Origin of the sequence: Sphingomonas sp. IW22, from assembly GCF_041321155.1 — a bacterium.
Lineage (GTDB): Bacteria > Pseudomonadota > Alphaproteobacteria > Sphingomonadales > Sphingomonadaceae > Sphingomonas.
This window is the reverse complement of the sequence record NZ_JBGGWB010000001.1, coordinates 892,989-906,753: the sequence shown is the minus strand read 5'-3', so window position 1 is coordinate 906,753 and position 13,765 is coordinate 892,989. Positions and strand designations below refer to the sequence as shown.

Here is a 13,765-nt window from a genome sequence, read left to right as displayed (position 1 = left end):
CGATGTTTGATCGACGCATGATGATAAAGGGTGCCGGTGCTGCCGTGGGATTGGCCATGACCGCCAAGAGCTATGCCCGGATACAGGGCGCGAACGACCGCCTGCGCGTGGCGGTTGTCGGGATCAACGGGCGGGGTCAGGCGCATATGAGCGCCTTTACCAAGGTGCCCAATGTCGAAGTGACGCACCTGGTCGATGTCGACGCGGCGGTGCTGGCCAAGCGGGCGGACGAATTTGCGGGCCGGGGCAATGCACGGCCCCGGACCGAGCGCGATTATCGCCGGTTGCTGGCGGGCAAGGACGTGGACATCATCACCGTTGCCACCCCCGATTTCTCGCACGCCAAGATTGGCGTCGATGCGATGAACGCGGGCAAGCACGTCTATCTGGAAAAGCCGATCGGCATCGCCCCTGCAGAGGGAGAGGCGCTGATCGCCGCGCAAAAGCGCACCGGGCGCGTGCTGCAGGTCGGCAATCAACAGCGGTCCAGCAAGGAAACGCGGCAGTTGCTCGACATGGTGCGTTCGGGCGAACTGGGTGAGGTGTACGAGGCGCAGACCTGGTACGCGAACAACCGCAAGTCGATCGGCAAGGGACAGGTCGCCGCACCGCCGCCAACGCTGGACTGGGACCTGTGGCAGGGACCGCGCCCGCGCGGCCAGTATCGCACCAATCTGGTCCACTATAACTGGCACTGGTTCTGGAAATACGGCACCGGCGAAATCTGCAATAACGCGATGCACGAACTGGACATCGCCCGCTGGATGATGGGCGTGGCCTATCCCCGGACGGTATCGGCACGCGGGGCCCGCAACTTCTTTCAGGGCGACGATTGGGAGATGTACGACACCCTCGCGCTCGATCTGAATTACGACGATGACCGCGTGATCCGCTGGAACGGGCAGAGCTGTAACGCGATGCGGACCTATGGCCGCGGGCGCGGGGTGCTGCTGCTCGGCACCAAGGGGTCGGCGGTGGTCGATCGCAACGGGTTCGAGCTGTACGATCTGGCGGGCAAGATGGTGCGGGAGGTGAAGGCGCCGGCCGAATCTGAAACCACGGGCACCGTCGGCGAAGGTGCACTGGACGTTTATCACGCCGGAAATTTCGTCGACGTCATCCGGGGCAAGCAACAGGCGCTGGCCTCCCCCATTCAGGAAGGGCATGTCAGCACGACATTGTGCCACCTGGGCAACATGGCCTATCGCACCGATGCAATGCTCTCGGTCGATCCGGCGACGGGCCGCCCGTCCAGCGCAGATGCGATGAAGCTGTGGTCGGTCGAATATGAACCCGGCTGGGAGATCCGCGCCTGACCGGGACTGCGATCGAAGCGCGCGAGGAGCGTTTTTCCGCAATGGGCACGCGCATCGAACTGCATCAGTTCGGTGCGGGTGATGCGGACGCGCTGTTTGCCGCGCGGCGCGCGATCGAGGCAGTGGACGATGCACTCACAATCCACCGCCCGTCGCCCGCCACCGCCCTGAACGAGCGGCTGGCGAGCGGCGGGTCGGTGGCGGTCGACGATCCGCTGCTGCTGGACGCGCTGTCGGGCATCTGTGACGTGTGGCGCTGGACGGAAGGGCATTTCGATCCCACCGTCGGCGTCGGGGAGGCGGGGCAATGGCGCCATGTCCATGTCGATGTCGCCGCCGCCCGGATCGAAGTTTCGGCACCCGTCGCACTCGACTTTGGCGGCTTTGGCAAGGGCTATGCGCTGGATCGCGCGATATTGGCCCTGCGCGCGCGGGGCGTGGAATGTGCGCTTCTGTCAGCGGGCGAAAGCTCGATCGCGGCGCTGGGATCGCATCCGCTCGGCGGCAAATGGCCCTTGTCCATCCCTGACCCCGCGCGGCCGGGCGCCGAACTGATACGGCTGGAGATCGAGGATCGGTCGGTGTCCATTTCCGCCACCGTCGGGGCAGGCGCGGCGGCGCCGGGGCGGGCCGCGATGGTGCGTCCCAGCGACGGCGGGATCGTGACCGCACCCGCTACGGCCGTCGTCGTGGACGAAAGCGGTGCCGTGGCGGAAGCGATGAGCACCGCCCTGATCGTCGCGCCCCGATCGGCGGCGCGGCGTCTGATCAACCTGCGGCGTGATTGCCGCCATTTGTTCACCCATGAAGGCGTGCCGCTGGTGCAGGCCGGTGCTTACGGGAACCAAGCGTTATGAACGACCGCGAATTCGATCTTTCCCGCCGCGCCTTTCTGGACCGCGTATTTGCCGCGTCGGCGGGTGTGGGGGTGATGTCTGCGGCGCCCTGGGCGACGGCGGCGGCGGCCGCACCGGCGCAGGGCGACCTCGTCCGACTGGGCGTGGTGGGCACCGGCGACCGGGGCCGTGCGCTGATCCAGAACATCGCCAGGACGCGCAACTGCGCCGTGGCGGCGATCTGCGACAATTATGCTCCCAACCTGGCGCGCGGCAAGGCGCTGGTCCCGGCGTCCACGCGCAGCTTTACCGATTATCGCGCGATGCTGGATGCGGGCGGCCTGGACGGGGTGGTGATTGCGACGCCGCTGGACGTGCATGCGCGCCAGACCTTTGACGCGATCGACGCGGGGCTTCACGTCTGGTGTGAAAAGGCGATGGCGCGCACCATCGCCGATTGCGGCGCCATGGTCACGCGCGCACGCGCAGGTCGCAAGGTGCTCCAGATCGGGCATCAGCGCATGTTCCACCCCACCTATCTCGACGCGCTGAAGCGCGCCAAGGCGGGTGATATCGGCACCATCACCCAGATCCGCGCCAGTTGGCATCGCAACAAGAGCTGGCGGCGGCCGTTGCCCGACGGGGCCGGGCGGGAGATGGACCGGCAGATCAACTGGCGTCTGTATCGCGACCGTTCGGCGGGGGTGATGACCGAACTGGCCACCCACCAGCTTCAGGTCACCAACTGGTTCTTCGACGCGCTGCCGACGCGGGTGATGGGGTCAGGCAGCATCTGTTTCTGGAAGGACGGGCGTGAGGTCTATGACCATGTCGCGCTGATCTATGACTATCCGGGCGGGCGAAAGACGATCTATTCGTCGCTGCTGAACAATGCGCGCTATGGCTGTGAAGAACAGATTCAGGGCAGCAAGGGGACGATCGAACCCGAACTGGGCCGCATTTATTCCGAAGATGCGCCGCGTGTCGCTCAGCTGGCCCAGATGCAGTGCGACGTGCGGGACGGACGCAAGCGGCCCATCCCTATTGGCGGCGCGACCTGGTTTCCCGAACTGCCCGTCCGCACCCCCGGGGATGCGCTGAAATGGGGCGAGTATGACGAAACGATGCTCCAGTTCGAGGGCTTTGGCGAAGCGGTCCGCAGCGGGCGTGAACTGCCGGGACTGCTGTACCAGGCCTATCACGCCAGTGTCGCATCGCTGCTGGGAGAGCAGGCGATGGACACCGGACGCATCATCGAATGGCCAAAGGACTTGGTCAGCGTGTGACCACCGGGGCGGGCGCGCCCTCCAGACGGGGGACGAGCAGGTGAATGACCACTAGAGCGACCAGATAAGCGCTGCCCGCCCACAGGAACACCGGGGCATAGCTGCCCACCGTTTCCAGCACCCGCCCGACATAATTGGCCATCAGCATCCCGCCGACGGCCCCGGCCGCGCCGCCGATCCCCATGACCGACGCCACCGAACTGCGCGGAAACGTATCCGACACCATGGTATAAAGGTTCGACGACCAGCCCTGATGCGCGGCGGCGGCCAGTCCGATGATCGCAACCGCCGTCCACAATCCCGACACCGCGCTGGCGGCAAAGATCGGCAGTACGCACAGCGCGCAGACCAGCAGCGCCAGCTTGCGCCCCGCATTGACGCTGTACCCGCGCCGGATCAGCGCCGATGACAGCCAGCCGCCCCCCACGCTGCCGACATCGGCCAGCAGATAGACCGCGATCAGCGGCGGGCCGAAGCTGGTCAGGTCAAGCCCGTGGCGCTTCGCAAAGAAATCGGGCAGCCAGAACAGGAACAGATACCAGACCGGGTCAGTCAGGAACTTGGCGCTCATGAACGCCCAGGTGCCGCGATGGCGGAAAAGCGTCCGCCACGGAATCTTCGGCTCTTCCTCCATCGTCGGCGCGTCGGCGTTAATATAGGCAAGTTCCGACGGCGAAACGCGCGGATGCTGTGCCGGCGCGCGGTAGAAGGCCAGCCACACGGCCAGCCAGATAAAGCCCAACAGGCCGGTGACGATAAATGCTGCCTGCCATCCGAACTGGATCGCCAGTACGGGTACGACGATCGGCGTGGCGATGGCACCGACATTGGCCCCGGCATTCAGGATGCCGGCAGCGAGCGCGCGTTCCTTTTTGGGAAACCATTCGGCGACTGACTTGATGGCGGCGGGAAAGTTTGCCGCTTCACCCAAACCCAGTGCGAAGCGTGCGATCGAAAAGCCGCCAGGCGTCCTGAACAGCGCATGCGCCATCGCGGCGAAGCTCCAGATCGCGATCGCCCCTGCATAGCCCAGTTTCGATCCGATCCGGTCGATGATCGGCCCGCACGCCAGCAGGCCGATGCCGTAAGCAGCCTGGAACCAGAAGACGATGGTGCCGTAATCCACCTCGCTCCAGCCAAGTTCGGCCTGAAGGGTCGGTTTCAGAATGCCGATGATCTGACGGTCGATATAGTTGATCGTCGTGGCGAAGAAGAGCAGCGCGCAGATGATCCAACGGATGTTGCTTGCGGGTTTGGGCGAATGGCCTGTGGCCGCTTCGGGTGCCGTCACGCTGTTCCTCTCCTTGATGCGGTATCCCGCCTTGTTCTGTTACCGGGCGATCAGACCTGTGCGAACGCCGGCTGATGCTGACGCGCATAGGCGATGCCGCGCTCCAGCCCGCGCAATTCGGCCAGGCCGCGCATGCGCCCAAGCAACGAATAGCCCGGCAGCGTCACCTTTTCGAGGTCGTCCAGCATCTGGTGGCCATGGTCGGGCCGCATCGGGATCGATCGGCCCTCCCGCTGTTGCAGCGCATGGATCGCGCCGACGATGCTGGCCATTCCGGCATCGCCGCCCAGATGCTCGGCCTCGTGAAAGGCGCCGTTGCCCTCTCGCTGGACCGATCGCAGATGGAGAAAGCCGATGCGGCTGCCCAGCCGGTCGATCATGCCCGGCAGGTCGTTGTCGGCACGCGCGCCGAACGAACCGGCGCAGAAGCACAGGCCGTTGGCGGGGCTGGGCACTTCGTCGAACAGGTTGGCGACATCAGCTTCGGTGCTGACGACGCGTGGCAGGCCGAACAGGGGGAAGGGTGGGTCGTCGGGATGGACGACCAGCCGGATGCCCAGCGCCTCCGCATGGGGGCAGACAGCTTCCAGAAAGGCGATGTGACTGGCGCGCAGGCCGTCGGCGCCCAAATCGCCATATAGCGCCAATGCATCACGGAATCGGTCGCGCGTAAAACCGTCCTCGCTGCCCGGAAGGCCGGCGATGATCGTGCGTTCCAGGGCGTCCTGCGCCGCGGTGTCCATGGCCTCGAAACGCCGCGCGGCGCTGTCGATCATTGCGGCGGGATAGTCGCGTTCTGCCCGCGGACGTGCCAGGATATGGATGTCATAGACGGCCGCCGCCTCAAGCTCGAAACGCAGCGCGCGGGCGCCGTCGGGCAGCTCCCAGCCGAGGTCGGTTCGCGTCCAGTCCAGCACCGGCATGAAATTATAGGTGACGACCTTGATCCCGCAGGCGGCAAGGTTGGTCAGCGTCCTGCAATATGCCTCGATACATTCGTCCCAGCCGGCGGACCGCGTCTTGATGGCATCGTGTACCGGCACGCTTTCAACCACGGTCCAGTAAAGGCCCGCCGCTTCGATCCGGTGTTTGTGTTCCCGAATTGCCTCTACCGGCCACACTGCGCCATTTGGGATCGCGTGCAGTGCGCTGACAACCTGTGCAGCACCTGCCTGACGAATCTCGCTCAGCTTCACCGGATCAGATGCGCCGAACCAGCGCATTGCCTGCGTCATATACACGGGATGCTGCCCCTCTCGCCTGTTTTTGTGGCTCGTTGGCCGTTGCGACATGGCTAACATAGCAAACCTAGCAGGCCAATACGAAAATCTGTAAGACAGGTTTGCGAGGTTGGCGGGGTCGCGGTGCGCCAATATCGCTTGGGGCACAATAACCGAAGGATGAGGAGAAAGGCATGAACCCGATCGATCGACGCGCGCTGCTGGCGGGTGCGGGCTTTGCAGGGGCGGGCATGGCATTGGCGATGGCGGGGGAGGCGCACGCCCAGTCCACCAGCCAGGGTAATGCCGCGCCGGAATCGGGCGCCCCCCGCGCGCCGGACCCGACCGCGCGTCACCGGATCCGCTTTGCCGTGATCGGGCTCGACCATTCGCACATTTATGCGATGACCGATGCGCTGATCCGCGGTGGCGGTACGCTCGTCACGGTCTATGCGCCCGACCCGGCGCAGTTCGCCGCCTTCAGCCGCCGATACGGCGATGTTAAGCGCGCCCGCAGCGAAGCGGAAATCCTGGACGACAAAAGCATTCAGGTCGTCGCCAGCGCCTCGATCCCCGATTTGCGGGCGCCGCTGGGCGTTCGGGTCATGCGCGCGGGCAAGGACTTCCTTTCGGACAAGCCCGGTATCACCAGCCTGCCGCAACTGGCGGAAGTGCGGCGGACGATCCGCGAAACCGGGCGCAAATTCGCGATCATGTATTCGGAACGCTTCGAAGTGCGCGCGGCCGTCAAGGCGGGCGAACTGGTCAAGGCGGGCGCGATCGGCAAGGTGGTGCAGACGGTCAATCTGGCGCCTCACCGCATGAGCGCCGCATCACGCCCCGAATGGTTTTTCGACACTGCGCGCTATGGCGGCATCCTGACGGATATCGGCAGCCATCAGGCCGACCAGTTCCTTTTCTATACCGGCTCGACACGCGCGGATGTGGTCGCATCGCAAGCGGGAAATGTCGGCAACCCGAAATACCCACGGTTTCAGGATTTCGGCGACATGACGGTCACCGGCGACGGCGGCACCGGATATATCCGCGTCGACTGGTTCACTCCCGATGGCCTGTCGACATGGGGGGACGGCCGGCTGTTTATTCTCGGGACCGAGGGTTTCATCGAACTACGCAAATATGTCGATGTCGCGGGACGACCGGGCGGCGACCATCTGCTGATCACCGACGCCAAGGGTTCCCGTTATATGGATTGCAGCAAGGTGCCGCTGCCCTTTGGCCCGCAATTCGTCAGTGACGTGGTCGAACGCACCGATGTCGCCCAGGATCAGGTGCAGGCGCTGTTGGCCGCCGAACTGGTGCTGAAGGCACAGGCACAGGCGAAACCGCCGATCCTTTCCTGACCGACGATGGCGGGGCGGGGCGGCTGCGGCCGCTCCGTACGCATCAAGTTCGCAACGCCCCATCAGCTTGCTTTTACTCGTACGTCGGCCGTCCGATGCAGTAGTACGTCCAGGGTTGTGCGTCGACCGGTAAAGTTGCAAACGATAATGTAATACCTTCGCTGGTCCGCGCGCCGGGGATGTTGTCGCTTTTTGTTCCGTTGTTGCGTGACGCGTAACAGGTTGTAAGGGTACGATAAATTGCGCGATCAGCGAGTTCCTTCCGGGCTGGAAGCGTATTTTGCAAAATCATCGGTTGCGATCGCGCTGTCACGGCCGGATCCTGACCATGAACTGGTTTTCGTAAATCCCCCGTTCGAGACACTGACCGGTTATTCTTCGGCGGACATCGTCGGCAAGAATTGTCGGATGATTCAGGGGGCCTCTGCCAACGCGGATGCCCGGCGCCTGATCGGCCAGTTTCTCGGTCGGCCGGACCAACCCAGCGTACGCACGCCAATCGTCAATTTCCGCAAGGACGGCACGCCGTTCGTTAACCTGTTATATATGGCGAAATTACGGGACCGCGATGGAACCGTTCGGTTCATCGTTGCTTCTCAATTCGATGTCAGCCGAACCAAGCCCGAACTGCTCGCCGAATATGATGTCACGCTGGCCCGGACGATCGACCGGATGAGCCCTGCGTTCATGGACAGCGGACTGGTGGTCGATGGTTCGCTGATGACCATCGGCAACACCGTGGCGATGATCGCGCAGGCCAAACTCACGCTCGGGGATATTGACGATGCCGCCATCGGATGAGGCGGGGTCGGGCAATAGCCCCGACATGCCCGTCATCGGCGTCGGCGCTTCGGCGGGCGGGCTTGAGGCATTGCGGGACATGTTTTCCGCTGCCCAACTGCCGACCGGCATGGCATTTGTCGTCATCCAGCATCTCGATCCCACGCAGGACAGCCTGTTGGCCGAGCTTCTGGACCGCAGCACCGACCTGAACGTCGTTCAGGCTGAGGGGGGCGAGCGATTGCGCCCCGATACGGTCTTCATCATCCCGCCCGGTCACGGGCTGGCGATCAGGTCGGGCGTTCTTGAACTGACCGAATTCGCTCAGCCGCGCGGCCTTCGCCGTCCGATCGACGATTTTTTTGCATCGCTGGCCACCGATCAACAGGCCAATGCCGCCTGCGTCATTCTGTCGGGAACGGGCAGCGACGGCACGACCGGCTTGCGCGCGATCAAGGAAAATGGCGGCGTCTGCGTCGTACAAAAACCCGATACCGCCAAATATGACGGCATGCCCGTGTCAGCCATCGGGACCGGCCTGGTCGATTTCGTCGAAATATCGGGCGACATCCTGCCCCGGCTGGCGACCTTTTTCGCTCGCCGTCACAACGCTGCCGTCGGCGAGGAAGCCGAGCATATTGCCGATCAGATCGACGACCTGTGCGCCGCGATCAAGGCCGCCGTCGGCCATGATTTTTCCGGTTATAAGCGCAGCACCTTCATCCGCCGGGTTGAGCGGCGGATGCATGTACTGGGCATTACATCGGGCCGCGAATATCTGGCGCGGGTGCAGAATGACGCGAAGGAATGCAGCACGCTGTTCCGCGATCTGCTGATCAACGTCACCCGCTTCTTTCGTGATCAAGCCTATTTCGATCGCCTGCGCGACACGGTGATTCAACCGCTGGTCGCTTCTGCATCGCGCGAAGAGGAAATCCGCGTCTGGGTTGCCGGCTGCTCCAGCGGCGAGGAAGCCTATACGATCGCGATGCTGTTTGCTGAGGCGGTTCGAAAGGATGGGCGCAGCCGCCCGGTCCAGATATTCGCAACCGACATCGACGAACAGATGCTTCAGATCGCGCGCGAAGGGGCCTATCCGCTGTCGTCACTGGCGGACATTCCGGCTGCGCTGCGCGAACTCTATACCGTTTTGCACACCGACCGCTTCACCATCGACGAAGCGGTGCGGGACATGGTTCGCTTTTCGAACCACAGCCTGGTCAAGGACCCGCCCTTTTCGCGTATCGACCTGGTTTCGTGCCGCAACCTGCTGATCTATTTCGACGATCGTTTGCAGCAGCAGGTGATGCCGCTGCTGCACTACGCGCTCCGGCCCGGCGGGCACCTGTTCCTTGGCCCGTCGGAAAGCATCGGTCGGTTCGAACAGCTGTTCCGCCCCGTCGACGCACAATCGCGCTTGTTCGAACGCGCATCGGGGCCGCCCGCCTATCCGCTCAACCTGCCCGGCAGCATCCGTGACGAAGCGCCGCGCCGTTCGACGAAGCAGGACCGCGAAACGGGCGACCCGATGGATCAGGAAACGATCGCGGTGCGCAGGCTGATCGACCGCTATGCGCCAGCCAGCATGGTGCTGGACGCCGATGGCGGCATTCTGGCGGCCTATGGACGGCTCAGCCGCTACTTTGATTTCCCGGTCACGCGCACTGGCGGATCGAGCGCCATCAGCCTTGCCCGTCCCGGCCTGCGCGAAGTGATCGGGCCGCTGCTTCGGCAGGGGCGCGACGGGCGCAAGCGTATGGTCGCGCGGGGTACCGACGTGCGGACCGAATATGGCGTGCAACGGATCGATGTCGTCTGCGACCCGCTCGAACATGGGCGAATGCTGTTCGTCTTTCAGGAAACCGAACCGTTCCGCGTGTCGAGCGATCCCGAGCTTCAGGAAATCGATGCGGGCGACGATCACCTCGAATCGCTCGAAGACGAACTGCGCCTGACGCGGCATCGCTTGCGGACTGCGGTGGAGGAGCTGGAAACCGCGAATGAGGAGTTGAAAAGCTCCAACGAAGAAATGATGTCGATGAACGAGGAGCTTCAATCGACGAACGAAGAGCTGTCGACCGTCAACGATGAGCTGAAGAGCAAGGTTGACCAGTTCACCGTGGCAAATGCGGATTTGCGCAATTTCTTCGAATCGACTGAGCTGGCAGTGGTCGTGCTGGATCGCGATCTTCGCGTCCGCAGCTTTACCGAAGCATCGAGCAGCGTTTTCCCCTTCCAGGTCAGTGACAAGGGGCGGCCGCTGGGTGACGTGACCAGCCGATTGGATACTGACGCCTATCTGGAGGACGCCCGTTCCGTTGTGGATGGCGGCCCGGCGGTGCAGCGGCGGGTGAACAGCCGCGATGGCACGCGTACATGGTCGATGCGCGTCCTTCCGTATCGCACGCAAACCGGCACGGTGGACGGTGCGACGCTGGTGCTGACCGACATTACGGATGCCCTGTCGCTGGAGCGCGAGCTGGAATCGGGGCGCGAGCGGCTGGATATGGCGATCCGCGCAGGCGGGATCGGCGTATGGGAATATTGTCCGCGCACCGGCGCTACATTCCTTGACGAGGCCGAGCAGTCATTGCTCGGTATCACGGGGGGTGAGGCGAAGATGGACGCCATCCTCGCCCAGATCGTACCCGACGATCGCGACGCGGTAGCGGCCAAGCTGGAGCAAGCCTGGCGTGGCCATGGTGACTTTGAAGCAACCTTTCGCATGGTGATGCCGGACGGTTCGATCCGCCGCATCAAGGGGTTCGCCCGGTTGATGGAGCCTGAGCCGCCCCGGCTGATTGGCGTTTCGATCGACGTGACGTCGGAATTCGCGGTGGCTGAGACGCGCGGCATCATGCTGCGTGAGATGAATCACCGGGTGAAAAACCTGTTTGCGATCATTGCCGGATTGCTGACGGCCGGTGCCCGGTCGCACACCGATGTGCGCAGCTTTACCCATGACCTTCGAGAACGCATCGCCGGGCTGGGCCGCGCCCATTCGCTTGCTTCGCCGCCCGGATTTCAGGAGTCGATCGACCTTCAGGATCTGATTGCCGAAACGCTTGCCCCGTACCAGAATCAGATGAAGATCGAACTGGACGGGCCGAATGTGGAAATTGACCGATCCTGCCTGTCGCCGCTGGCGCTGATGACGCATGAATGGGCGACCAATTCGATGAAATATGGCGCGCTGGGCAGCGAGAACGGGACGCTGCACGTTCATTGGTCCTTCGCGGAGGACGGCATCAACCTGCGCTGGGTCGAAAAGGGTGTCGGAACGGTAAGCACCGGCGGTGCGCCGGGTTTCGGTACGCTGCTGGTCGACACATCGTCCCGACAGCTTCGCGCCCGCGTCGAGCGGATCGTTGAACCGGACAGCTTCACGCTGGACGTCCATCTTCCCCAATCGGTATTGGTCGCATGAGCAAACGCGCGCTTCTGGTCGAGGATGAACTGCTGGTCGCGTTCGACCTTCAGGATATTATCGAGGGTGTCGGCCTGCTCGTCGACGGGCCGCATGTCGATATCGCCGGTGCCAATATCGCCCTGAATCATGCCATGCCCGATATTGCGATCCTTGACGTATTGCTTCGCGATGGGGACGTTTTTCCGATTGCCGACCGGCTGAACGAGCACGGCATCGCAATCATTTTCCACTCGGGTCATGCGGATCAGGCAGACCTGTCTTCCAGATACCCTGCTGCGGCAATCTGTTCCAAGCCATGCTCGCCGGTTTTGTTTGCCCAAACCATCGAAAGGCTGATCGAGGGTCGTTAAGGCGAGGTCGGGGGTGGCGCCCTTGCTTCCTCAGGCGCGGCTGATGCAGCGGAAGCCGATGTGGCTGGTCGGACTGTCAATGGCTTGGGGATGGCGCGCCGCCGGGCGATAGCGCTGGCAATAATTGGGCGCGCATAGATGGGAACCGCCCTTCAGCACCTTTCGCCCGACGCGGTTTCCGCCATGTGGGTCCAGGCTGTCGCGAAGCGTGGCGCCGCGCGGATTTTCGACCGTGCAGCACGAGCGAGATGTGCGTGTCGGCGATGCTGTGTACCAGTCGCGCGTCCATTCCCATATATTGCCGATCATGTCCGACAGGCCATAGCCATTGGCCGGAAAACGACCCACTGCGGTGGTGCGGAAATTCCCGTCGGGCTTCTTCCTCGGGGTAGAAATTTTCCGATCCCGTCGTGAAAATACCATCCGGAATCCATTTCATGCCATCACGCGTGACATCGGCTTTTGCCGACTGAGGAAACGCGGCTCGCGCGGTTGGGGGCTTTGGCTTCATGGCGGTCGTTATCCGGCGTTGCGCGGCAAGCGGCGCTGCACAAACATTACCCCCAGCGACGCCGCGACCAGGGCGGCAGCCAGCAGCAACATTGGCGCAAGGGCGCTGTCATTGGCCTCAGCGATCCGTGGGACCAGCGATTGCGCCGCGAATCCGCCAAGATTGCCGGTCGCGTTGATCATCGCAAAGCCCGCCGCTGCACCCGCGCCACGCAGGAAGCGGGGCGGCAACGTCCAGAATATCGGCTGGCCGGCAAAGATCGCCGATGCAGCAATGCACAGCGCGACGAACTGCATAACCGGGCTCGGCAGCAGCACGCTGGCGATCAGGGCGGTGGCGCCGGTCATGGTGCAGGCGATGATCGGCCAGATGCGGTCGGGATGGCGTGACGCCCAGCGCGGGATCAGCCACAGCGCCAGCCCAACCTGTGCCCACAACACCGCGTTGATCGCTCCGTTCACGGTATTGGAAACACCAAATCCGCTGACGATGGTCGGTAACCAATAGCTGAGGCCATAGGCGGCGAGCGGAAAGCCCACGAACGTCACGCTGAGCAGGATGACACGCGAATCGGCCAGCGCGCGCCAGCCGTGATCCCCGCGCGAGGTCCGCTCTTCCGCTGCCAGTTCCCCGGCCAGCCAATCCGCACCGGCGGCATCGAGCCATTTGGCGTCCGATGGTTTGTCGGGAATGACCATCAGCACGACCGGCGCCAGCAGCATTGCGGGCAATCCCGTCACAATGAACAGCCACTGCCATCCGCGCAGCCCCAGCCAGCCGTCGAGGTCCAGGAGCGCCCCGCCGATCAGTGCCCCGACCATGTTCGCCACCACGCTTGCGATCATGAACAGCCCGATCGCGCGGGCGCGGTAGCGATGCGGGTACCACAGGGTCAGCGCGTACAGCACGCCGGGGAACAGCCCCGCCTCCGCCGCGCCGAGCAGGAAACGCAACACGTAAAAGCTGACCGGACCCGGCGTGAAGCCCAGCATGACCGTCACCGCGCCCCAGGTGATCATGATCCGCGCGAACCATTTGCCGACGCCGACGCGGGTCAGCAGCAGGTTGCTGGGCACTTCGAACAGGAAATATCCGATAAAGAACAGTGCGGCACCCAGGCCGAAGGCCGCCTCGCTCAGGCCGATGCTCTCGGCCATCTGAAGCTTCGCATAGGACACATTCTGCCGGTCGATATAGGCGATGAGGTAGACAAGGCAGAGCAGGGGCAGCAAGCGACGCGAAACCAGCCGCACCGTCGAGGTTTCGATGTCTGGCGCCTCACTCATGCAAACTCCATCCCCTGTGCCTTCTCGCGAGCATCCGGACCATGTGCGGTAAAGGCAAACGCGTGGATTTGCACGCACGCATGGTGGTCGCGCCT

Annotated in this window: 10 protein-coding genes and 1 pseudogene; 7 read left to right on the top strand and 4 right to left on the bottom strand. The window is 63.6% G+C overall.

Features of this window, described 5'->3' with window-relative positions:
- Positions 1 to 2 precede the first annotated feature (2 nt).
- From ACAX61_RS04575 to ACAX61_RS04565, 3 genes are read left to right on the top strand one after another with little or no spacing between them, the layout of a single operon-like run.
- Positions 3 to 1,316 (top strand): Gfo/Idh/MocA family protein, encoded by a 1,314-nt coding sequence (locus ACAX61_RS04575; protein WP_370713621.1) that lies wholly within the window; start codon positions 3 to 5, stop codon positions 1,314 to 1,316.
- 41 nt (positions 1,317 to 1,357) lie between these two features.
- Positions 1,358 to 2,173 (top strand): FAD:protein FMN transferase, encoded by an 816-nt coding sequence (locus ACAX61_RS04570; RefSeq protein ID WP_370713620.1) that lies wholly within the window; start codon positions 1,358 to 1,360, stop codon positions 2,171 to 2,173.
- Positions 2,170 to 3,438, top strand: a complete 1,269-nt coding sequence (locus ACAX61_RS04565; protein WP_370713619.1) for a Gfo/Idh/MocA family protein — start codon at positions 2,170 to 2,172, stop codon at positions 3,436 to 3,438. The genes ACAX61_RS04570 and ACAX61_RS04565 overlap by 4 nt, the downstream gene beginning before the upstream one ends.
- On the opposite strand, the gene ACAX61_RS04560 is transcribed toward ACAX61_RS04565, so the two are convergent.
- Both ACAX61_RS04560 and uxuA read right to left on the bottom strand, forming a co-directional pair.
- Positions 3,428 to 4,729 (bottom strand): MFS transporter, encoded by a 1,302-nt coding sequence (locus tag ACAX61_RS04560; protein ID WP_370713618.1) that lies wholly within the window; start codon positions 4,727 to 4,729, stop codon positions 3,428 to 3,430. The genes ACAX61_RS04565 and ACAX61_RS04560 overlap by 11 nt on opposite strands.
- A 50-nt stretch (positions 4,730 to 4,779) precedes the next feature.
- The gene (gene uxuA / locus ACAX61_RS04555; protein ID WP_370714900.1) at positions 4,780 to 5,964 is read right to left on the bottom strand and encodes a mannonate dehydratase; all 1,185 of its coding nucleotides are present in this window, start codon (positions 5,962 to 5,964) and stop codon (positions 4,780 to 4,782) included.
- Between the two features lie 179 nt (positions 5,965 to 6,143).
- Between uxuA and ACAX61_RS04550 the strand changes: the two genes are divergently transcribed.
- The 4 genes from ACAX61_RS04550 (at position 6,144) to ACAX61_RS04535 (ending at position 11,873) form a co-directional block, all read left to right on the top strand.
- On the top strand, positions 6,144 to 7,313 hold the full coding sequence (locus ACAX61_RS04550; protein WP_370713617.1) for a Gfo/Idh/MocA family protein: 1,170 nt from the start codon (positions 6,144 to 6,146) through the stop codon (positions 7,311 to 7,313).
- A gap of 240 nt (positions 7,314 to 7,553) precedes the next feature.
- Entirely contained in the window at positions 7,554 to 8,114 is a 561-nt protein-coding gene (locus ACAX61_RS04545) for a PAS domain-containing protein (protein ID WP_370713616.1), read from the top strand.
- On the top strand, positions 8,098 to 11,520 hold the full coding sequence (locus tag ACAX61_RS04540; protein ID WP_370713615.1) for a CheR family methyltransferase: 3,423 nt from the start codon (positions 8,098 to 8,100) through the stop codon (positions 11,518 to 11,520). Before ACAX61_RS04545 ends, ACAX61_RS04540 begins: the two co-directional genes overlap by 17 nt.
- Positions 11,517 to 11,873 carry a response regulator gene (locus ACAX61_RS04535; RefSeq protein ID WP_370713614.1) on the top strand — a complete coding sequence of 119 codons (357 nt, stop codon included), beginning with the start codon at positions 11,517 to 11,519 and terminating at the stop codon, positions 11,871 to 11,873. The genes ACAX61_RS04540 and ACAX61_RS04535 overlap by 4 nt, the downstream gene beginning before the upstream one ends.
- Positions 11,874 to 11,903: 30 nt before the next feature.
- Here ACAX61_RS04535 and ACAX61_RS04530 read toward each other — a convergent pair.
- Both ACAX61_RS04530 and ACAX61_RS04525 read right to left on the bottom strand, forming a co-directional pair.
- Positions 11,904 to 12,245, bottom strand: a pseudogene (locus ACAX61_RS04530) (formylglycine-generating enzyme family protein); the annotation flags it as partial.
- Between the two features lie 147 nt (positions 12,246 to 12,392).
- Positions 12,393 to 13,670: an MFS transporter gene (locus tag ACAX61_RS04525; RefSeq protein WP_370713613.1), complete on the bottom strand. Its 1,278-nt coding sequence runs from the start codon at positions 13,668 to 13,670 to the stop codon at positions 12,393 to 12,395.
- Between the last annotated feature and the right edge of the window lie 95 nt (positions 13,671 to 13,765).